The organism is Gammaproteobacteria bacterium, from assembly GCA_015709615.1.
GTDB lineage: Bacteria > Pseudomonadota > Gammaproteobacteria > Burkholderiales > Nitrosomonadaceae > Nitrosomonas.
In genome coordinates this window covers 2601293-2622439 of sequence record CP054179.1, presented here as the reverse complement: position 1 = coordinate 2622439, position 21147 = coordinate 2601293, and the positions used below count along the sequence as shown (strand labels likewise).

The window sequence follows — 21147 nt, the reverse complement described above, 5'->3', positions numbered from 1 at the left end:
CACAAAAGCTCTTTTCGCACTCAGTAACGAGCTCTACTTGAAGAATTTTCAATAATCCTATCTACTCGTTCGTTGCTAACAACCTTTAAAATAACTAAACATTCCTAGCCCGTCATTTTGGGAGCAGAGGTGATAAAAATACTAGAGTGATCGGGACTCTTCGCTTGCAGCGGTTTTTCCTAGTGTCTATCATTTGTAAATAGATTCTATGAATTTTTAGTGAGGAGTATGCGTGATGCCAGCACCTAGCACTTCTAGCAAAATTATCTCTACAGGATCATCATCCGGTAACAATCTTATAGATTCTTTAATTCTGGGTGTCCGGTGGGCGGATGGGTTGATTACATACAGCTTTCCAGATGCAAATGCATACTGGTCCACCGATCCAATAAAAGGCTATGGTCCGAATACTAACCCTGAAGGAGAGCCTTGGAGTTCGTCATTCGCACCACTTTCTTCATCAGATCAGACTTATTTTAATAAAGCGCTGCAACAGTGGGCGAATGTTGCAAATATTCAGTTTAAGTTAGTACCGGAAACTTCAAGTGATGTAGGTGATATTCGTGTGGCTTACACCGCGATTGATCCCGGAGCACAAGCATACACTTACACACTGCAAGATGGATATGCTAAAAGTGGCGATATCTGGGTCGGTATAAATACTACAAATGCAACTGAAGATTGGATACCTGGTACCTACCCATTTCTCGCAATCATGCATGAAATCGGGCATGCATTGGGTCTCAAACATCCTTTCGAAGGCTCACCTACACTCCCTGTTTCTTCGGACACGATATCTGAGACTATTATGAGTTATTCAGCTATTGCGGGGAATCAAAATTCATTTCTTACATTTTATCCCACAACACCAATGCCACTGGATATCCTAGCTATCCAATATGTATACGGTAAAAACACTACATACCATAATAGTGATGATAATTATTTATTTGATGATTCTCAGACTTATCATGAAACTATATGGGATAGCGAGGGAGTTAATGACACGATAACTTATGCTGGCAATCAAGATTCAACAATTGATCTGCGTGAAGGCATGGGGTCGAAAATAGGCAATTCAGTATTTGCAGAATCTACTACCACCAAAAACCGCATTCCAAACATCTGGATTGCTTATGATGTGACAATTGAGAATGCATATGGCGGTTCAGGGAGTGATGTCATTATAGGAAATGATGCTGATAATACTCTCAATGGTGGAGGCGGAGATGATGATCTTGACGGAGGAGAAGGAAGTGACATGCTTTGGGGTGGTAACGGAAATGATATTCTGAGGGCAGGCTATGGTAATGACGTGCTTAATGGAGGAACTGGTAATGATACCTTCGGTTTTTATGCGCTAGGTGTTTAGTCCCACGGTATGGTGGAATGGGTTGACATTAAATTGTTGTGGCTCTTTTGTCCATATTTTGCAAATGTATTCATAAGGGGTGAGACCCTTAAGGGTTTTCAGTCGCCTGGCGAAGTTATATGCCATCACAAAAGTATGTAGGTGAGCCTTCAACTGATCATGTGAATCATAGTAATAGCGTTTCACAGTTGCTTCTTTGATTGTTCTATTCATGCGCTCGACCTGTCCGTTCGTCCAGGGATGTTTTGGTTTTGTGAGTCTGTGTTCGATGCCATATTCACTACAGACGCGATCGAAGATATGCATGAAGGCGTATTTATCACGGGCGCGATTGGCGAACTGGATACCGTTGTCGGTCAGGACGGTATGGATTCTGTAAGGGACGGCTTTAAGCAAGTTACGTAAAAAATCCGCCGCGATCATCTTTGTGGAACGCTCATGCAGTTCGGTGTAAGCGTACTTTGATGTACGGTCAATAGCGACGAACAAATAAAGCTTTCCTTCTTCCGTTTGAACTTCCGCGACATCAATATGAAAATAGCCAATCGGATAGTTTTTAAATTTCTTCTTTGCAGGCTTATCACCTTCGACATCCGGCAATCGGCTGATGCCGTGACGTTGATAACAGCGATGCAAGGTCGAGCGTGACAAATGCGGGATTGTGGGCTGCAGCGCATAAAGACAATCATCCAGCGGCAGAAGCGTATGCCGCCGGAAAGCCACACACATCGCTTCTTCCTCTGGCTTCAAAACCGTGGAGGCAGGGACCGAAGGCCCCATCGGCGCATCATGGACAAAGTCACGCTTGCGCCACTTGGATACGGTTTTCGGATTGATACCGTACTGCTTCGCTAGAACATTCAGGCTCTCTTGACTATGTTGTATCGCTCGACGCACTGCCTCCGTCGTACGGGCGCTTCCATGCAGTATTTGTCCCATAACTCCTCCTTTCGTAGCTGTTCATATATTACACCAGCATACCGTGGGACTAAACAGCTAGGTCATTTTCAGGTAAGTGATTTTACACGTGGTGAGGATCGATTCTTCTTCGATGCAGAAAAAATCGGAGTTAGCAATCTAAACGACTTAATAAGTGATATAACGAATATTAATCAGAAACCTACGGGTGTTGATATAGAGTTTGGTCCAAATGCATCCATTGAGCTTATCGGAATAAATTTTAATGAAATTACGGCAAATATGGTTATATTCGCTCTTTAGGATTTAATTGATTAACTCTAACATTTAAATGATTACCTTACTTATTATTACCCAATAATCTTTAATCTATTGAGTAGAAGGTTGAGGGGGCACTTGTAACCAGCCTCCGGGGCAGTATTCAATGTAGGGATAATATCCTTCAGGGTCTCGACAATAGTACCAATAATTGGATTGTAATTGAGTCGAAGACGGCATTGCAGGCTGTTGCTCAGTGTATGCTGGTGGTACTGCAGGTACTGCAATTGTAGGCGGGGGTGGATATGCATAATAAGGCGCCCCATAACCATAGCCTGATCCATAGCCAAGTGATAACCCTAGTCCGTAACCTCCAAAGCCATAACCCAAACCATAACCATAGCCTAGAAAAATAATGTTTGGACCTCGAAAGCGCCCAATGGCACCACCGTGATAATGACCTACGCCACCGCCACGATAATAGCCGATACCACCACCGAAGTGGTCGCCACCACCATAATGACCTCCAATCGGATGTCCGGTAATGCCGCTGCTTGGATGCCACCCACCAAATTGCCCTCTGCCGGTACCGGCACCGAAGTGTTCTCCACCCATACGTCCTGAACCAAAACTACCACCAAAATGCTCTCCACCTGCGCGCCCTGAGCCGAAACCTCCACCTGCATGGCCGCCACCATCATTACGAGCCCATATTGAAGCACTAGGGATTAGTCCTAATGCAATAACAAAACACATCACACCAATCTTTTTCATGACCAGACGAATATGAACACTAGCGCAACCAAAAACCACCCACTTTCCCATTTCTCAAGGCCATAAATTGAAGAATGTCATCATGCCGATCATTAAATTCAAGCTTCCAGACATAAACCTCAAATCCCTGCTGATTTAGTTTTGTTAAAAATGTAACGGTATAGCCTTGCTTAAGGCGAGAAGTAAGCGATTGACTGATGCTACTGAGCATTTCTTTGGTCATTCCCTCTTGGAATGCTTGATCACCGGCTGCGATAAAGTCAGGGTATGAATTAGTTTGTATCGCTGATAGCATGCTTTGCATCGTAGTTTCCACGGATTGCGGTGCTAATAGTGATCCGGATGTTTGTGCATATCCTTGTGACGAAAAAAGCAATAGACAGAAAATGAGAAAAGCAGTGAAGTTCTTGGGGGATAACATATACATAAAATCCTCCTATGAAAATAATCTAAGAGTGCAGAATAATTATTGAACTAGAAGTAAGCGGTTACTTATCTGCAAGTTTTTCAATATAGAACAATAATCTGCTTGGTGCAATAAAGCACTGTGTTTTGAGCAATTTATGGGGAGAATCAGTTCATTTTGCTGTGAAAATTGAATATTTTCATAATTTCTCACCTATATACCACTCATAACTCTTCCATTTAATACTTCTGTCATGCTGCTGTCATTCCGCTGCGTAAAAATTACACGGCATTCCTGTATTAATATTAATCATCGAATGACTGAATCTCATCAAACCTCGTAGGAAATTAACATGACAATTTACAAACAAAAATCAAAAATAATTCTGCCAATGTTTTTGGCAATCTCATTGGCAGCACCAACTGCAAATGCAGCACCGGTATTACTTGGTATTGGCAGCCTTTTAGGTACCGAAAGTGATTTATCAGGTTTGACAGGCATACTTGAAAGTGGAGTTTCCGCTAATCTTCTAGGTGGAATGGGTTCTGGTTTTGCTTATGCCGGCAACAATACTTTCCTGGCACTGCCGGATAGAGGGCCGAATGCTCTAGCCTATGCCGGAGGGAGTGCCGTGGATAACACGACATCCTATATTTCCCGTTTTCATACAATTAGCTTAAGCTATTCGGCAGGCACCACTCTACCTCTCACAGTTACAACTACTTTAAACAGCACCACTTTACTTGCAAGCACCACGCCTCTGACTTATGCAGCTGGCGCTGCACCTTCTTCAAATACAGCAACAATAAATTATTTCAGTGGACGTTCGGATAATTTTGGAGCTGGCAACTCACTCAATTCCAATAACGGACGCTTCGATCCGGAAGGAATTCGTGTTTCAAACGACGGCAAAAGTGTGTTTATCTCAGATGAATACGGCCCTTATGTTTACCAATTTGACCGTCAAACTGGCGAGCGTATCAATTCCTTCGCTTTGCCGGGCCATTTAGCCGTAGCTAACCTAAATTCAAGTGGTGCTTCAGAGATCAGTGGCAACGCCACTGGCCGAGTTGCCAATAAAGGTATGGAAGGGCTGGCTATTTCTCCGGATGGCACAACTCTATTCGGTTTTATGCAAAGCCCATTATTGCAGGATGGCGGTGACGGCGGACGAGCCAACCGCATCGTTTCGATAAATATTATTACCGGTGAAACGCACGAATTCGCATACGACAACCAGATCGGAACTAAAAATTACAATAGCAGCGAGATACTTGCTATTAATAATCATGAATTCTTAGTTCTCGAACGAGATGGCAAGGGTTTGGGCGACGACTCAAAAGCAACGATCAAACAATTATGGAAGGTTGATCTAAATGGTGCTACCGATGTAACTGGAATCAGTGGCGAAGCTAATCTGTTGGCCAATCAAGGTCATCCGGATAAGAGCTTATTCCTTGACATCAGAGCATTGCTAAACGCGAACGGAATTACCGATGCAAATATCCCCGCCAAGCTGGAGGGTGCGGCTTTTGGTGATGATGTAGTCGTTGGTACAGAAACTTATCACACACTTATATTAACCAATGACAATGATTTTTCAGCCGTTGCAGGGGATAATAAGTTTTTTGTGATTGGTTTCAAGGATACAGATCTTGGAGGTACTGTTTTTCTTCCTCAAGCAGTAGCAGCAATTCCAGAACCAGAGACTTATGCCATGCTTCTGGTTGGTTTGGGATTGTTTGGGTTCGTGGCACGCCGCAGAAAATAAGACGTACTGTAATTTCGTAATCAAACACGGGGGATCATACCCCCGTTTTCCTTGAGTGAGAGCTTTCTAAACAAAGACACCCCATAGAACGTAACAGAAAACGTTCCACGGGGTCGTTTGCTTTTGAAACAGGATGATGTTGCAAAAATAATAGCGGCATATGCACATCAAACTTTAAGTAAGTGAATTCCTCCGTCTTATCACACTTCCAATAACGCTTAACCCGATTAACAGCATGGCATACGCTTCCGGCTCCGGAATGACGGCAACGTGTGTAAATACAAACGTCTCATCGTCGTAATCAAAATCCCCCGCCGCGTAAATCCTCAAACCCGACATAAGTTCCGGCTGGAATACCATGAGCCGCATCGCCGGAAAATACCGCTGAATACACATGATTGATTCCGTCGGTGTTCAACACCTTATCTGAATACAAGACTTCCCCGGTGGTGACTACGTTTAACCTGAAAGTCAATACATCGCCTGCATGCACAGAGCCCAGGTTTGTTAATCAAGTTAAAAAAACTCGGTACCCACATGTACTGCTTTTGGTAATACACAGATTATGATTGATCCTCCAAAAAGATAGAGGACGGCTTGTAAAGCTTACCAAGTGATCTATGCTATAAATGAACAACCCTGCCCTGACGAGGTACAGAAAGGATAAAGGCATACTTGGAGAATATGATTTCTCGGATGAAAAAACTGATAGATTTCTTCGAAATTTAGTCCAATGGCACTCAATGAGATTGATTGTTATGGTCTTCTTCCATGAACTGATCAGCGATAATTAAAACCGGTCTTGAGTGCCAGGGTTTCCATTTGCCGCTTTTGATGGAGCTCAGTCGTGCCCAGCTGCTATTCGGAAATTTACCAGTGACTTCATCCTTGTGCCTACCCCACGTCATCCAGGTAATATGACCATCTCGTAGCTGCACGGACAAACATACATCTGGTTGCGGAAAATAAATCTTTTGATCCTGGTTTCACTACCACTGCACATAGGTACCCCTGCTACGTAAGCATATAGATTATTAGTCAGTTTCTAACTGATACCAATACCCAAAATTTATACTGCTAAAGGCGTCAACGTATAAACTCTACCAAATTTTCCTGCGGTACGAATATCTCCGCGTTGCAAGGCAGCACGAACATCATCTAATTTATATGCGTCTTCAATCGACAAATAAGGCGACCAGCCTTCTCCTGCGTCTATCAATTCGATCTCAACTTCCGCAATGTATTGGCCTTCTCGTACCAATTTCGTTAGATGTTTATTATTCATCATAATCTCCTCAAAAAATCATTACTCCACTTATCACAGTCAGGGCGATAAGCCGTAACGACAACAGCTGGCATGTCCGCATTTCTTGGAATACCCCACACTACATGGATTGGCTTGTTCTTTTCATCTTTTTGTAACACCAGCACACATGGGCCTTTCGGATAGTCTGGATAATCTTCCACGACTATTGCCTCACCAATACCAGAGAGAATATCTCTTGCAAAGATATTGTCGTGTGACAACTCATCATAACCATGTTCGGATATACGGACATCCCCGCTACCGACTAATGCTATAACCCGTTGTAAAGTCACACTCATGACAAAGTATCATCAGGTAAAATTATCAACACGAAATATGCCATCTATTTTTCCTGGAAATCATCACTCCAGCTTATCCTTTTATCTTTCATTGTATTTTATTTAACCTTCTTAAGTTCCATCTTCGACAACGAATCTTGGCAATTGGATCGGAACTGTATATTCGATCAAATGGTTGCATTGTATCAATAATAGCAAGCCAACTCTTGCAGTAAATTTTGATACAATTTTAAATGTTACAGATCGCGAAATTGATTGTGTCAGATTTGTGCCAAACTGCACCTGAAATACCATCATATGTAGCTGTGTGACACTGATTTTATGCTTGGCAAGCATTGCAAGTTATTGATTTATATAGACACAAAATTTATAGCTAGGTTTCGTAATCAGTAGGTCGGAGGTTCGACTCCTCTCAACAGCACCAATAATCAATATCCTACATAGAATAACCCAAAGATTCCTGGTTCATGTAGATATCACGCCGACAGAAAAACTAAAGGATTTTTTTCAATATATCTGGATGACGCACCAGAATAACGATCAGTGTTTTCGCTGTGCCGTTGGGATTACGTCGGCGTTGTTTCCAATCGTGCAAAGTGCGGACTGATATATCAAACAGTTTGGCAAATTCTACCCCTGGAAGTCCCATTTTTTCGTGATGATATTAAAGGCGGCATGACAATGCACCCCTTCTCAGCTTTTATTTTGCGAACAGATTAGTAATTCAGCATCCAAATCCCGGCTGCCTTCCCAGTCTTCCAGTTCCATATCGATCAGCGGCAGCTTCTTTAACGTTATGTGTTGCTGTTACCAATCGGATAGTTTGTAAATTTTTACAGCTTCATGGATGGCTGCGCGCACTCGCTCTAGCATTTTGTTGGTCACATGGTTGCGGCGCTCGATTTAGCTAACATAGACTTGACTAACACTTAACGTTGAACCAGTTGTTCTCGCGTAATACCGGCCTTGATTCGCACCAACGCCACGGGATTATTGACAAAACCTTCGAGAACCAACGGTTCATAGACTTGTTCATCATCCTGATTCGCTTCGCAAGCAGTCAATTCTTTTTCGATCTAACTTTTCAAGGCGCGATAAACCGTCATTGACAGCAAGACATATTCGTCTTTACCCGTATATGGATTTGATTTTTTGCAGTGTCATTTGTAAGCATCTCCACGCGGTTTGATGTTCTCAATCGTAACGATCCTGACTACATCACGCCGTTCAAAATTAATGCATCAATTACCAACTTTCAACCAAATGCTGATTGACAAAACGGAACAAAAAAATACCGGATGAGACTGAATTATTTTAGCAATGCCTTATTTTATAAATGCAAACTTGCATAATGTGAATTTTTCATCAATATTATGTGAACTTTTTGTGAATTACCGAATCTTATTGTTCGTAAACTTTCGATAACTTCAATAAACTTTCATGTAGGAGATAAAAATGAAAACAAGTCAAAGTTTTATCAGCACAGCTGTAAAAACCACTTTCGTTCTATTCGGTGTTTTACCATTAGTTGGACTTGTTGCATTTGGCGATTTGCGTTCATTTTCAGTAATGCAATCTGAAGTAAGCTGGTTAGAAATAGATCTCATGTTGGGGGCTGTATTTTTTCTAAGCTATCTCTTAATTGGAAGCGTATCGAAAAGCAGAACGCGCCTTCCGATGAAAAAAATATATGCTTAAACTTTAGTTTTAGTAAGTGCCTTGCCTGTAAGGTCAATGCTGCTTCAGCATTGACCTTTTTTATTTAAAAATCGGCGGAAATTAAAAGTGAAATAGCTTTGCAATATTTGCATATCACAAGGAAAATCAGCGCCGCTTAAAATTGGGGAGAAAAGAATTTATGCCATACCGTGCCATCGAACCCAATTGCCCATGCGCCCCTCCTGCCAGCGGCAATATTTTCCAAACCACTAACCTCATCGTCTTGCTTGAAAGTAGCGCCGCCATCAGCTGAGTTCCATAGAATTCCATTCTTCCCGGTCAGCCAGATTAAGCCATCTGCCGCTACGGCAACATCTTCGATTCCGCTAACTGCTATTTGGATCCAGCTGCTCGCGGCAAACTTCCACAATGTGCCGTCGGATTTAACAGCCCATACCACGCCATCCGATCCTGCAGAAATCCGGCTAAAACCGCTGCTTGCAATCCGGGTAAGCTGTTGTCCTTGGTCATCACTAAACCAGATCGCGCCATTTTTTCCTACCAGCCAAACTTTGCCTTCGGGTGCGATAGCAACATCCTCCATTTCATTTGCCGCTGTATCGAGCCAGCTTCCAACGGCAAATTTCCATAAACTGCCATTGGATTTAACGGCCCATACAACACCGTCGGGGCCGACAGCAAGCCGACTGAAACCGCTTCCCTCAATCGCAGTAAGAGAAGAGGCGTAGATATTATCCGATTTCCAGACGGTGCCGTTTTTGCCGGTAAGCCAGATTATCCCGTTAGGCGCCATAGCCACATCCTGCATGCCGCTGATTGCCGTACTGCTCCAAAGTTCGGCCTGACTGATGGCAGGCAGCATTCCCCACAACAGCAGAAATCCAAGCAGTAAATTGCGCGACAAACGGCGCTTTCTCGGCGTGAATACACTTTGCAAGCTACTAAACCAGCTCATTTCTTTCATATTGTCGGCTTCCTGTTAACGGCAGTTCGGAAACTGCCGATTCTTGATCAAAAACCACCCGCTTGTTCTCAGCGATCAGACCACACAGCGGAATACTCGCTGCAATCCCTCTATTATTATTTTTTTAGGCAATTGATTCTATACCGAATAAAGTCAGTATGCGCAGCAAAAACTTGATACTGCGCATTAACGACAAATGCCGATCCGGCCGGCAGTGCAGACAATCGGTCTGCAAAAGATTTTGTGATATTATTCGAGCCCATTCTTGAGTAAATTTCCGGCGCATCATCAAAGTTCGCTTAATTAAAAGGTCGCATGCATGATTTTCTGGCGCGTAAAATCACTTGATGCCATCCTGGCTACAGCAGAAAAGAAAAGTCTCCACCGCACCTTGGGTGCTTGGCAATTAACCCTATTAGGCATCGGCGCGATTATCGGCACGGGTATTTTTGTTTTGACCGCCGAAGCCGCACAGAAAGCCGGGCCCGGTATGATGCTTTCCTTTGTCATCGCCAGTTTTGTTTGCACTGTCGCCGCATTGTGTTATTCCGAACTTTCTTCCATGGTGCCCGTTTCCGGGTCTGCTTATACGTATTCTTACGCGGTATTGGGTGAATTGGTCGCCTGGCTGGTCGGCTGGGCACTGATGCTGGAATATTCCGTCGCCGCCAGCGCGGTCGCCGTCGGGTGGTCGGGTTATTTTGTCGGCTTGCTGCAGAATTCGCTCGGAATCGAAATACCCTTTGCACTGGCAAACGGCCCTTTTGCCGGAGGAATTATCAATTTACCGGCGGTTGTCATTTGTATGCTGGTTATCGGGCTGCTGGTCATCGGCACACGGGAAAGCGCTACCTTCAATGCCGTTCTTGTCGCCATCAAAATTGCCGCGCTCACGCTTTTCATTGCGCTAACACTCCCGGTCGCCGATTTGGCAAACTTCCAGCCGTTTTTGCCGCTGGGCGAAACCGGCGTGATTGCAGCCGCATCGTCTATTTTCTTCGCTTATGTCGGCTTCGATGCAGTCTCGACCGCCGCCGAGGAAACCAAGGATCCGCAGCGGAATGTCCCGATCGGATTGATCAGTTCGCTGGTAATTTGCACGGTCTTTTACCTACTCATTTCCGCCGGTGCAATCGGCGCAGTCGGCGCGCAACCGTTGCTGGATGAGACCGGTAAGAATCTGATCCCGGGCTCTCTCAAACTGGCTGAACAGTGCCAATCGCTGGCCGCTATCGGGCAACAACCGTTGGTTTGTTCACGTGAGGCGCTGGCATCCGTGCTGCGGGAGATCGGCTGGGAAAAAATCGGCAATCTGCTTGGATTGACCGCATTCCTGGCGCTGCCGTCGGTGGTTCTGATGATGTTGTTCGGCCAAACGCGTATCTTTTTCGTCATGTCGCGCGATGGTCTGCTGCCGGAAGTTTTAAGCCGCATTCACCCGCGCTTCAAAACACCGCATATCGTCACCTATGTCACCGGTTTGGGCGTCATTATCGCCGCGGCTTTCCTGCCGGTCGGAAAACTGGCGGACATCTCCAATTCCGGCACCTTGTTCGCTTTCATGATCGTGGCGTTTACCGTGATGATACTGCGCATCAAAGACAAGAGCCGCACACGCCCATTCAGAACGCCGGCCATTTGGCTGGTAGGTCCGCTTGCAGTCATCGGCTGCATCACACTTTTTCTCTTCCTGCCGGCGGATGCCAAACTGGTATTCCCGATTTGGTCCGGGATTGGATTGATTTTCTATTTTCTCTACGGCTACCGCAAAAGTCACGTCGCCCGGGGCATCGGTACGCCTACCGGCGGCGAAGATATCATCAGCCCGGTGCGCCCTCTAGCCGATTGCGATCCGGAAGACACAGCAAAAAAATAAGTTGATTGATCAATCTTAAGCTTCATGTGTTCGCTTTAGCCCTGGCGGCCGGAGTACGCAGCAAAGCCGGCAGGATAATCAGCGTGCAAATAAGCGTAAACGCCAATCCCACCGTCAGCAAAATCCCCATACTCGCCGTCCCCACATGCGACGAAAACATCAAACTGGCAAAATCGACCAGCGCTGTCAGTGCGCTATAGAAAATCGCCCGCGCAGTACTGGTGTGAATCAGAATTTCACTCACCAGTTCATTATTGATACTGCGGTACACCATGTGCAAGCTGCTGTCGATACCGAGACCGAGCAACAGCGGCAAAGCAATAATGTTGGCAAAGTTGAACGGAACATCCAGCAGAATGGTGAACGCGGTGGTGAATAAACTCGACAGCAGCAGCGGCAGAAGCACCAGCAAGGTATATTTGATGCTGCGCAACAGTACCAGCAGGATAACAACCACACCAATCAGCGCCAGCGAAAACGCCTGAACGAACGCTTGTACCACGGCCTCGCCCGCTTCCAGACTGATCACCGGTACGCCGATGGCATGCGGCGCCACTTGCTGCACCGCTCGCACGAAACGCCGCAGCGCATCATTATCGTTCAGATCCTCTTTGGGATAAACCGCCAGACGGTAGCCGCCGGATTCACTATGCCAACGGTCTCTAAGCGCGGCGGGCAAATCATTCTCGCCAAAAACGGTGGCTTCCGTCGCCGTGCGCAAGCTTTGTAAAGCCAACGGCAACATGGCCAGCAGATCGTCTTCCACGGCGTACAATAATTTACTTTTCTCCTGACTACCGACTTCATCCAGTTCCTCAAACAAACGCGCCAGCGACGACTTTAAAGCGCTGGCTGTGACCGCGGCGGCATGCTCGGGATGTTGGGCGGCAAACCGTTCCAATGCCGCAACCAGTTTCCGCAAAGCTTTATATTGTTCGACCAGAATCGCATCGCTGGCTATCCGGACTTGCGGCGGCGGTGTAGCGGCAATCGGCCCAATCGTCAGGGCCATCTCCTGAATCAGTGAAAATTTTTCTTCCTGCTGACCGGGGACAAAATCCAGCATCGTGACAACTTTGTTCACTTCTGGCAGTGCTGCCAAGCGTTTGGCCAGATTATCGGTTTCCTGGCGATCGTCAGCCAGTACCGCAATATGCCATGGCGTCAGATCGGGCTCGGCCAGCAGTTCACGGAAAGTCTGCACCGCGCCGCCTTGCGGATCCTGCATATTCAGCAAATTGTAATCGAACCGAACCTGCGGCAAGATGATCAGCGCCGCGACGGTAGCCGCCAATGTCAGGGCGTAAGTCAGCTTGTGCCATTTCAGCGAGAGCTCCAGCACCTTGCCAACGGAACTCTTCACTTTCGGTTTTGCAACCGTTTTTTTCGGCAGGTAACGTAACAATGCGGGACCGATGACCAGGGTAACCAGCAAGCTGACGATCATGCCGGTGCCGGAAATGATACCGAGCTCGGCCACGCCGCTGTAATCGGTCGGCATGAAGGCATAGAAACCGATCGCGTTGGTAACGGTACACGCGGTCAACGCCGCTCCGGCGTCACCACCGGATATGTAGATGGCTTCAGCCGGAGAATGATTGCTCTCCAGAACCTCGCGGTAGCGCAATAGAAAATGGATGGCAAAGTCCGCACCGAGACCGATATACAGTACCGCAAAGGCGATGGAAATCAGATTCAAGTGTCCGACCACGGCTGTGGCGAATGTGGCGGTAAGAATCAATCCCATCAGCAGGCAAATCAGCACATTGAGGATCAGTCCGCCGTTGCGCATCGCAAAAAACAGCACCACGCCGACCAAGACAAACGTGATGATCCCGGCAAACTCCATGCCACGTAGCGAACTGTTGAGCTCATCCTCCGCCAGCGCCACCTCACCGGTAATACGTAACTTCACCGGACTGTCCGCGGTAATACCAACGCTGTCCGCCGCTGCGTGCAAAGCGGCAATCGATTGCTCGGCGGGAAACAACTGGGAAAAATCAAGCTTCGGCTTGACGATGATGAGTTCCTGGTAGGTTTTTTTCTGCATTTCGCCGCTGAACATGGTCTGCCATGACAGCGCCCGGGGCGAGCCGTTCAAGCGTGCCTCCAGCGTTGCATTGACGCCGTTCAGCACGGGGCGCAATTCGATGCTCCGTCCCTTGTTCAACTCGTCCACGGCACTGGTCAGCACATCGGCGAAAGCCGTCAGCGACGGATCCCGGTTAATGCGCGTGATCAACGGTTGCGCCGCGGCCAGGCTATCCGTGATCCGCTCGAGTTCCGGAATGCTCTGATAAAGCAGTCCGTTACGCGCAGTAAAATCATCCACTCGGGGCGAATACACATCGTAAAAATGATCCGGATCCTGTTTCAGGCGCAGCGCCAGATTTTCTGCCGCTACTCGCACCTGTTCCGGTGTCGGGGCATTCAGCACGATCAGCAGCGTATCGATGTCTTGTGGGAATGATTCGTTGTAGCGCTTCAGATTGACACGAAACGGCAGTTCCTCGGAGAGCATCTCGGCGGTATCGGTATTCATACCCAGGTTGCGCGCCACATACAAACTGCTGGCAACCGCGACTAATAACGCCGCTAACAACACCCACAGCGCATGGTGATAGGAAAATGTGGTCCAACGCGCAAAAATGGCATGAATACGGCTATGTGAAGTTTCCGCTGGTGTCGTCATTGTTCTGTAGAGAGATAGAAATGATCAGTAAGAGGGTTCATGCAAAATCGATTGGGTAAAAACCAGCATATCAATACAAACTCCGGTTGTTTTACCGCACGCATTGTGCGGCCCGATCGTACCGGATTTTCTTCCGGTTTTGTCAAATCCGGCAATTCTACATTAACAACTCGGTGCTCCGGCAGAAACTCGCACCGCGCGTTCAACAGACTGATAACTAGCGCACTTCGATTCAGAGCGAAACACGATGCTTACGATTTTTTGTAGCGGTGTTTGAGGTATTCAATCACTGGCGGCGTGATCGACAAAATGATGATTGCCAAAATGATAAGTTTGAAATTTTGCTGCACCATCGGTAGTTGCCCGAAATAAAACCCAGCATACACGAACGTTCCCACCCACAGCACGGCGCCGACGATGTTGTAGACAATGAACGTGCGGTACGGCATTGTGCCGATCCCGGCAACGAACGGCGCAAATGTGCGGATAATGGGAATAAAGCGCGCGATGATAATCGTCTTGGTTCCGTGTTTGAGATAAAAAGTGTGCGTTTTGTCGAGATACTCCCGCTTGAAAAAGCGGGATTGTTGCGAAGCAAAGATTTTCGGCCCCGTCTTCTTACCGATCCAGTAATTGACAGAATCCCCCAAAATACCGGCGATGCTGAGTCCGGCGAACAACACATGCGGGTTCAGTTGAGAACCTTCCAGCGACGCCAGAGAACCGGCGGCGAATAACAAGGAATCACCCGGCAAAAGTGGCAAAACGACGAGCCCGGTCTCGCAAAATACGATCAGGAAAAGAATACCGTAGATCCATAAGCCGTATTCTGAAGCCAGCTGCTGCAAATGTTTGTCGATATGAAGAATGAAATCAATAAGAAACATAAGGATAGCGACGAGAAAAAATGTTATGACCGGATCAGGATGAATAGACAAACCCGGATTTAAGTTCCGGCCCGGGTAAGTTTAGCGGGAAGAGCGGAAAAAATCTCCCGGAATCGTTCCGGGTTGCCGGAAGATATTCCGTTTAAAGCGCAATAAGCGCTTTGTACAGATTGAACAGGCTGATGGTAACGATGAGCACACCCACCATGATCAGCAAAGTGCGCGCATGAAACTTCTTGCATAAGTAGGCGGCAAAAGGGGCTGCAAATAAGCCGCCAAAAACCAAACCGATGATCAACGGCCAGTGATCGGTTTCCATCAGCAGCGCAAACGTCGCTGCACTGGCCAATGTCAGGAAAAATTCGGCAAAATTTACCGAGCCGATCGTGGTGCGCGGATCGGTACCTGTCCCAACCAGGGTTGTCGTCACAATCGGTCCCCAGCCGCCGCCGCCGGCAGCATCCATGAAACCGCCAAAACACGCCAGCTTGCCGACATGCCGGGGTGCTTCCTTGCGCACATTCAATTGCCGGAAAGCCTTGCTGAGAATATAAGCACCCAGCAGAACCAAGTAAGCCGATATGAAAGGCTTGAACAAGGCGCTGTTGACGTGCGTAACCAAGAATGCCCCCAAAACGCCGCCCAGAACACCCGGTACCAGCAAGCGAGTGAACAATTGCTTATTGACGTTACCGAATTTGGCGTGCGCCACGCCCGACACACCGGTGGTAAAAATCTCCGCAATATGCACGCTGGCGCTGGCGGCAGCCGGACTCGCACCGGACGCCAATAAAAAAGTCGTGGCGGTAACACCGTAGGCCATGCCTAAAGCGCCATCGACAACTTGCGCAAGAAAACCAACGGCAACAGCGCTCCAAAAAATCCGGCTGTCCAGTGTATCGTTGATGATCTGTATGCTATCGCCCCAATCTTGCGCGAGAAAAAAGCGCGCAATGAGAAATGCGATCAGCAAAACCAATACAATGACGGCAAACCAAACAGCAGCCCGCAGGAAAGGGTGCGCTTCGAGGTGAGAAACGGTATCTTCAACCGGCGGCAACCCTAATTGCTGGTGCTCTTCGTTAACTGGATTACGGGTGAGATCAAGGTTGCGGATTTTCATGAACTTGGTTTGGCTTGATGACGCTAAAAATGCGCCAAACTATAACCGCACCTGGATATAAATAGAAATACTATTTAGTAATATACTTATATCCGAAAATTCTGGATCCGCGGCTGAAAGTCATTCCCCGGTTTCAAAACCGGCCACTCTTGAGGAACACCGCCATGAAAAAAGAATCCCTCGGTTTATTGAGTCTTGCGGCGCTTGGCGTGGTGTATGGCGACATTGGCACCAGTCCGCTGTACGTCATGAAAACGGTTTTCGATCCCGCCCATGGACTCGCTGTTAGCGCGAATAACATCATCGGCGTCGTTTCGCTGATTTTCTGGGCGATCATGATTGTGGTAACGATCAAGTACATCACACTCATTTTGCGCGCCGACAATCATGGCGAAGGCGGCATCATGGCATTGCTGTCGTTGGCCAGTTCGTCTATCGCCGATCGCCCTCATTTACGCACCGGACTTTTCATGATCGGTGCATTCGGCGCCGCTCTGTTCTATGGCGATGGCGTGATCACGCCCGCCATTTCCGTGCTAAGCGCGGTGGAAGGTCTGGAGGTAGCAACACCGCTGCTGCAACCTTATGTGTTGCCGATCACCATCGGTGTGCTGATTGCCCTTTTTTTGATCCAGCAGCGTGGCACCGGCGGTATCGGCACGTTGTTCGGCCCGGTGATGCTGTTATGGTTCGCCACGCTGGCGTGCATCGGCGCGATTAACATTGCGTCCGCACCGGAGATTTTGCAAGCTTTTGATCCGCGCTTTGCCGTTCATTTCTGCTTGAACAACGGTCTGCTCGCTTTTATCGCTTTCGGCGCCGTGGTATTGGCACTCACCGGGGGCGAGGCGCTCTACGCCGACATGGGGCATTTTGGTATCAAACCGATCCGCTTTACCTGGTACGGTTGCGTTCTGCCCGCGCTGGTACTGAATTATCTGGGACAAGGCGCGCTGTTGCTCACTGACGCCACGGCAATTTCCAATCCATTCTTTTTGCTGTTCCCCGCCTGGGCGCTCTATCCGGCTGTGGCATTGGCGACCGCCGCCACGGTCATCGCATCGCAAGCGGTCATTTCCGGCGTTTTCTCGGTAACGCGGCAAGCCATTCAACTCGGATTCCTACCACGCATGCAGATTCTGCATACCTCCGATCAAAAAATCGGCCAGATCTATATTCCGTTTGTTAATTGGATTCTGCTCGCCGCAGTAGTGATGGCAGTCGCCGGATTCGGTTCCTCGGCCAGCCTGGCCTCGGCGTACGGTGTGGCTGTCACCGCGACGATGGTAATTGAAACCCTGCTGACCTTTTTTGTGCTACGTTTCACTTGGAACTATCCGCTACTTGCGGCTATCGCAACCACTGGATTTTTTCTTGCGATCGATACTGCATTTTTTGCCGCCACGCTATTGAAAATATTCCAGGGCGGCTGGTTTCCGCTGACCATCGGCGCGCTGATATTTTTTATCATGACGACGTGGCACGATGGACGCAATCGATTGCTGGAACATTTGTGGAGCGACGACATTCCGCTCGAACCGTTCTTGGAATCGCTCCTGGCGCAACCGCCGGTCCGGGTTGCCGGAACGGCGGTTTTCTTGACTTCAAGTAGCAACGGTGTGCCGCACGCGTTGTTGCATAATCTTGCGCATAATCAGGTTTTACACGAATGCGTGGTGTTCCTGAAAGTCAGTTACCGTAAAATTCCTAGCGTCCCGGAAAGTGAACGACTTACGATGAAACCGCTGACCGGGAATTGTTATCACATCACCGTCCACTACGGTTACAAAGATGAACCCGATTTACCCGCCGCGCTCAAAATGTGCGAACAACCTGGACTGGAATTCGAACCGCTTAAAACATCCTACTTTATCAGCCGCGAGACTATCGTGCCCAGTCCCGGCAGCGGTATGGCGCAATGGCGCGAACGCATTTTCGCCGCAATGGCCAGAAACGCCGGCAACGCAGCCGAGTACTTCAACTTGCCGGCCAATCGCGTGCTGGAATTGGGCACGCGCATTGAAATCTGATTAATCCGATCATTCAGGAGAAAATATGGCCACGGATATTGCCTACACACCCGATACTATTATCAGCAAGTCCATGTTCAACTTCGATGCATTCGGATTATCCGATTACAAGCTCAACGGCCCCATCCGCGTCTCAGTTTCCGATGACTTTAGCCGCGACGATTCCCTGAATGCCGGTTATTCGCGCTTCAATCCGATTCTTTATACCTCGGGAGCCAACGAGGTCGCCTGGACTTCACAGATGAAAAGCAATATCCAGGATATTCTGCAAACGTATTCACAATTCGCGAGTATCACCTTTCAATGGGTCGGCGACTACGACACATTTTCAAGCGGCACCGATACGACGCCCAATCCGGAAGATGTCGGCAGAGCCGGTGTTTCCGATATCAACATTAACTGGATCGATCGCTCTGACGTGAACTTTGCCGGAATCTCGGGCGGCAGTTCCGATGATTTTCTGTTCAACTATACCGGTGCAGCTAACGATATTTTTCTCAATGCTTATGCGCCAAAATTCAACGACGATCTGTCACTTAACCTGAACACGCGCGCCCGGCAAACCTTGATGCACGAATTGGGGCACTCGCTCGGTCTTTCCCATCCGCATAGCGCGTATAACGCCAGCACCGGCATACCCACCATCACCGATGATTACGCCGCCACCAAGGATCTGGGATTTTCCCAGCTTGGCTTCCGCACCAATACTGCACTCGACATGTACAAGGAATATTTCACGATCATGTCGTACGATGATCAAAACTCCTTGTTACCCGGATCGAACGTCGTGTATCAAGCTTATACACCGATGATTCTGGACGTGATCGCACTGCAGCAAGCCTACGGTGAAGGAAGTGGAACGAGCGGATCGGGCAACGACAGCATCACACCGGGAATCGCCGGATATCGAACCTATTTTGATACCGGCGGGATCGATACCGTCGATCTATCGGATTACACCAGCGGTGCTTACTTCAACATGGGCGTCAATATCACCGGAGCCGCTCATCTGGTTGGGGTATCGATGAGCACATTCGATGCACAGAATACGATTTCACTGGGCAAAGACCCCGCCAATCTGCGCTGGTTCTATGGCGAATACGAGAATGCCACCGGTTCGGCAGCAGCCGACCAGATCGTTGGTAATTCGCTCGATAACATGATCGTGGGTAAGGACGGCAATGACACGCTCTCCGGTGGAGGCGGCAACGACAGCCTGAACGGCGGCAGCGGAGACGATATTCTCAACGGTCAGGATGGCATCGATACAGCGGTTTATGCCGGTAGCCGCGACGCTTTCACAATCACGCGCAACACCGATCACAGCTATACGATTACCGACAACACCCACACTGAAGGAACCGACACACTCAACGGTATCGAGCGGATTAGCTTCAGCGACGATCATCTCGCGCTGGATATCGATGGCAACGCCGGTATCACCGCCAAAACACTGGGTGCGGTATTCGGCAAGGACGCATTAGCAAATAAAGAATACGCGGGTATCGGACTGAAACTGCTGGACGGCGGCATGAGTTACAACGATCTCATGGAATTGGCGATAAACACAGAGCTCGGCACTCATGCCGACGATACGGCGATCGTAAACTTACTCTATTCCAATGTCGTCGGTACTACACCATCAGCCAGCGATTTGAATTACTACACCGGATTATTACAAAACGGTTCTTACAACGAGGCCAGCATTGGCATACTGGCAGCGGATTCAACGGCTAACGCCAACCACATCAATCTAATCGGATTAGCCGCTACGGGTTTGGAATTTGTCTGAGTCGGTCAAAGGAGAAATGCGTTAATCGTTTTTACCGTCATCATCTTTAATCATCGCAGCGGTATCGTTGCCGTTGGGCCATGCATTGAACGGAAACGGATGTTGTTTGCTGTTAAAAGTCAGGAAATTAATGATCTGATGAATATAAGCGCTTAGGTTACAACTAAAATCAAGCAAAAATTCATTTACTTTCCCGGTCACTATCAACGTGGCGTACTGGAAAAATAGAATACAAATGACCAACGAATTAGAAAATCCGTAGACAAACATGAAAAAAAGCATAAAAAGGCCACGTTGCCAGATTTCCTTTGTTTGCAACCTTTGTTTAATTTCTTCGTTCATTCTATCTCCCTGAATTAAGTGCAATCACATTCACCGGCCGAGGCGTAAAAATAATCGCGGGAGGGTAATGCCGTTACCCGACAATGCTGTCAGCGTGGAAATGTGCTTTCGCACGGTGTTTATTTGCGTGGAATGCGCAGCTCTAGTGATTAAATGCGAACGGCTTTCCAATAGTTGGCTTGCCAGTAAACATGATCCAACCGGGATATGGTGACACCCTTTTTCTCCGAGGCGTGCAGAAATTTATTTTTTTCCAGATAAATCCCGACATGCTTTGAAGCTGGACCGGTTTTGAAGAAAATCAGATCACCCGCCCTTAAATCATTTTTCCTGATTTCTCTTCCGGCCATGGATTGCATCGTGGTTGTTCTCGGCAGATGCATTCCGAGCTTTGATTTGAATGTCAGATGCACGAAACCGGAACAATCGATGCCGCGTTGACTGAGTCCGCCACGCTGATAGCGCACCCCCTGCCATTCACTAAATTGAGAGTAAAGCACTCTTTTAATATGGCTGGAGTCTGTTGATTTATTGGCGTTCGGACGTGGATCTTGTTTAAGCGAAGATTTTTCTTGAAGCGATCCACAACTCACTAACAAGAAGCTGATGCCAATCAATATAATAAATCGAGAGATATTCCTTTTCATTGACAATGTA

17 protein-coding genes and 4 pseudogenes are annotated in these 21147 nt (G+C 47.7%); 7 read left to right on the top strand and 14 right to left on the bottom strand.

Annotated features, from left to right (window positions below):
• Nucleotides 1-235 precede the first annotated feature (235 nt).
• Nucleotides 236-1372: a M10 family metallopeptidase C-terminal domain-containing protein gene (locus HRU77_12470; protein QOJ21423.1), complete on the top strand. Its 1137-nt coding sequence runs from the start codon at nucleotides 236-238 to the stop codon at nucleotides 1370-1372.
• Here the strand turns inward: HRU77_12470 and HRU77_12465 are convergent.
• The 4 genes and pseudogenes from HRU77_12465 to HRU77_12450 all read right to left on the bottom strand — a co-directional run bounded on the left by HRU77_12465 (nucleotide 1361) and on the right by HRU77_12450 (nucleotide 3749).
• Complete coding sequence (locus HRU77_12465; protein ID QOJ21422.1) at nucleotides 1361-2311, bottom strand: IS481 family transposase; 951 nt, start codon at nucleotides 2309-2311, stop codon at nucleotides 1361-1363. The genes HRU77_12470 and HRU77_12465 overlap by 12 nt on opposite strands.
• Before the next feature lie 537 nt (nucleotides 2312-2848).
• Nucleotides 2849-2953, bottom strand: a pseudogene (locus HRU77_12460) (sulfur globule protein CV1).
• A gap of 56 nt (nucleotides 2954-3009) precedes the next feature.
• Entirely contained in the window at nucleotides 3010-3234 is a 225-nt protein-coding gene (locus HRU77_12455; protein QOJ19220.1) for a hypothetical protein, read from the bottom strand.
• Nucleotides 3235-3341: 107 nt separating this feature from the next.
• Nucleotides 3342-3749, bottom strand: coding sequence for a hypothetical protein (locus HRU77_12450; GenBank protein ID QOJ21421.1), 408 nt, complete (start codon nucleotides 3747-3749; stop codon nucleotides 3342-3344).
• Nucleotides 3750-4080: 331 nt separating this feature from the next.
• Between HRU77_12450 and HRU77_12445 the strand changes: the two genes are divergently transcribed.
• Entirely contained in the window at nucleotides 4081-5499 is a 1419-nt protein-coding gene (locus tag HRU77_12445; protein QOJ21420.1) for an esterase-like activity of phytase family protein, read from the top strand.
• 174 nt (nucleotides 5500-5673) lie between these two features.
• Here the strand turns inward: HRU77_12445 and HRU77_12440 are convergent.
• The 4 genes and pseudogenes from HRU77_12440 to HRU77_12425 all read right to left on the bottom strand — a co-directional run bounded on the left by HRU77_12440 (nucleotide 5674) and on the right by HRU77_12425 (nucleotide 8268).
• Nucleotides 5674-6001: pseudogene (locus HRU77_12440) on the bottom strand (DUF4114 domain-containing protein).
• 567 nt (nucleotides 6002-6568) lie between these two features.
• Nucleotides 6569-6784 carry a hypothetical protein gene (locus tag HRU77_12435; GenBank protein ID QOJ22172.1) on the bottom strand — a complete coding sequence of 72 codons (216 nt, stop codon included), beginning with the start codon at nucleotides 6782-6784 and terminating at the stop codon, nucleotides 6569-6571.
• Nucleotides 6784-7104 (bottom strand): DUF4258 domain-containing protein, encoded by a 321-nt coding sequence (locus tag HRU77_12430; GenBank protein QOJ21419.1) that lies wholly within the window; start codon nucleotides 7102-7104, stop codon nucleotides 6784-6786. The genes HRU77_12435 and HRU77_12430 overlap by 1 nt, the downstream gene beginning before the upstream one ends.
• An 807-nt stretch (nucleotides 7105-7911) precedes the next feature.
• Nucleotides 7912-8268 (bottom strand): annotated as a pseudogene (locus HRU77_12425) (helix-turn-helix domain-containing protein).
• Between the two features lie 291 nt (nucleotides 8269-8559).
• On the opposite strand from HRU77_12425, the gene HRU77_12420 reads away from it, so the two are divergent.
• A complete protein-coding gene (locus HRU77_12420) occupies nucleotides 8560-8802 on the top strand; it encodes a hypothetical protein (protein ID QOJ21418.1) in 243 nt (80 codons plus the stop codon).
• Between the two features lie 136 nt (nucleotides 8803-8938).
• Here the strand turns inward: HRU77_12420 and HRU77_12415 are convergent, their stop codons facing one another.
• Nucleotides 8939-9748, bottom strand: coding sequence for a hypothetical protein (locus HRU77_12415; GenBank protein QOJ21417.1), 810 nt, complete (start codon nucleotides 9746-9748; stop codon nucleotides 8939-8941).
• A gap of 319 nt (nucleotides 9749-10067) precedes the next feature.
• Between HRU77_12415 and HRU77_12410 the strand changes: the two genes are divergently transcribed.
• Nucleotides 10068-11624 (top strand): amino acid permease, encoded by a 1557-nt coding sequence (locus HRU77_12410; protein ID QOJ21416.1) that lies wholly within the window; start codon nucleotides 10068-10070, stop codon nucleotides 11622-11624.
• 22 nt (nucleotides 11625-11646) lie between these two features.
• Here HRU77_12410 and HRU77_12405 read toward each other — a convergent pair whose 3' ends face one another.
• From HRU77_12405 to HRU77_12395, 3 genes are all read right to left on the bottom strand, one after another.
• Entirely contained in the window at nucleotides 11647-14316 is a 2670-nt protein-coding gene (locus tag HRU77_12405) for an MMPL family transporter (protein ID QOJ21415.1), read from the bottom strand.
• 251 nt (nucleotides 14317-14567) lie between these two features.
• Nucleotides 14568-15203, bottom strand: coding sequence for a DedA family protein (locus HRU77_12400; protein QOJ21414.1), 636 nt, complete (start codon nucleotides 15201-15203; stop codon nucleotides 14568-14570).
• Between the two features lie 142 nt (nucleotides 15204-15345).
• The gene (locus HRU77_12395) at nucleotides 15346-16326 is read right to left on the bottom strand and encodes a sulfite exporter TauE/SafE family protein (GenBank protein QOJ21413.1); all 981 of its coding nucleotides are present in this window, start codon (nucleotides 16324-16326) and stop codon (nucleotides 15346-15348) included.
• A 164-nt stretch (nucleotides 16327-16490) separates the two neighbouring features.
• On the opposite strand from HRU77_12395, the gene HRU77_12390 reads away from it, so the two are divergent.
• The 3 genes and pseudogenes from HRU77_12390 (at nucleotide 16491) to HRU77_12380 (ending at nucleotide 20148) form a co-directional block, all read left to right on the top strand.
• A complete protein-coding gene (locus HRU77_12390) occupies nucleotides 16491-18356 on the top strand; it encodes a potassium transporter Kup (protein QOJ21412.1) in 1866 nt (621 codons plus the stop codon).
• Between the two features lie 25 nt (nucleotides 18357-18381).
• Nucleotides 18382-19116 (top strand): annotated as a pseudogene (locus HRU77_12385) (hypothetical protein).
• Nucleotides 19075-20148, top strand: a complete 1074-nt coding sequence (locus HRU77_12380; GenBank protein ID QOJ22171.1) for a hypothetical protein — start codon at nucleotides 19075-19077, stop codon at nucleotides 20146-20148. Before HRU77_12385 ends, HRU77_12380 begins: the two are co-directional and overlap by 42 nt.
• Before the next feature lie 21 nt (nucleotides 20149-20169).
• Here HRU77_12380 and HRU77_12375 read toward each other — a convergent pair whose 3' ends face one another.
• Both HRU77_12375 and HRU77_12370 read right to left on the bottom strand, forming a co-directional pair.
• A complete protein-coding gene (locus HRU77_12375; protein ID QOJ21411.1) occupies nucleotides 20170-20490 on the bottom strand; it encodes a DUF4389 domain-containing protein in 321 nt (106 codons plus the stop codon).
• A 149-nt stretch (nucleotides 20491-20639) separates the two neighbouring features.
• The gene (locus tag HRU77_12370; GenBank protein ID QOJ21410.1) at nucleotides 20640-21137 is read right to left on the bottom strand and encodes a C40 family peptidase; all 498 of its coding nucleotides are present in this window, start codon (nucleotides 21135-21137) and stop codon (nucleotides 20640-20642) included.
• Nucleotides 21138-21147: the final 10 nt, after the last annotated feature.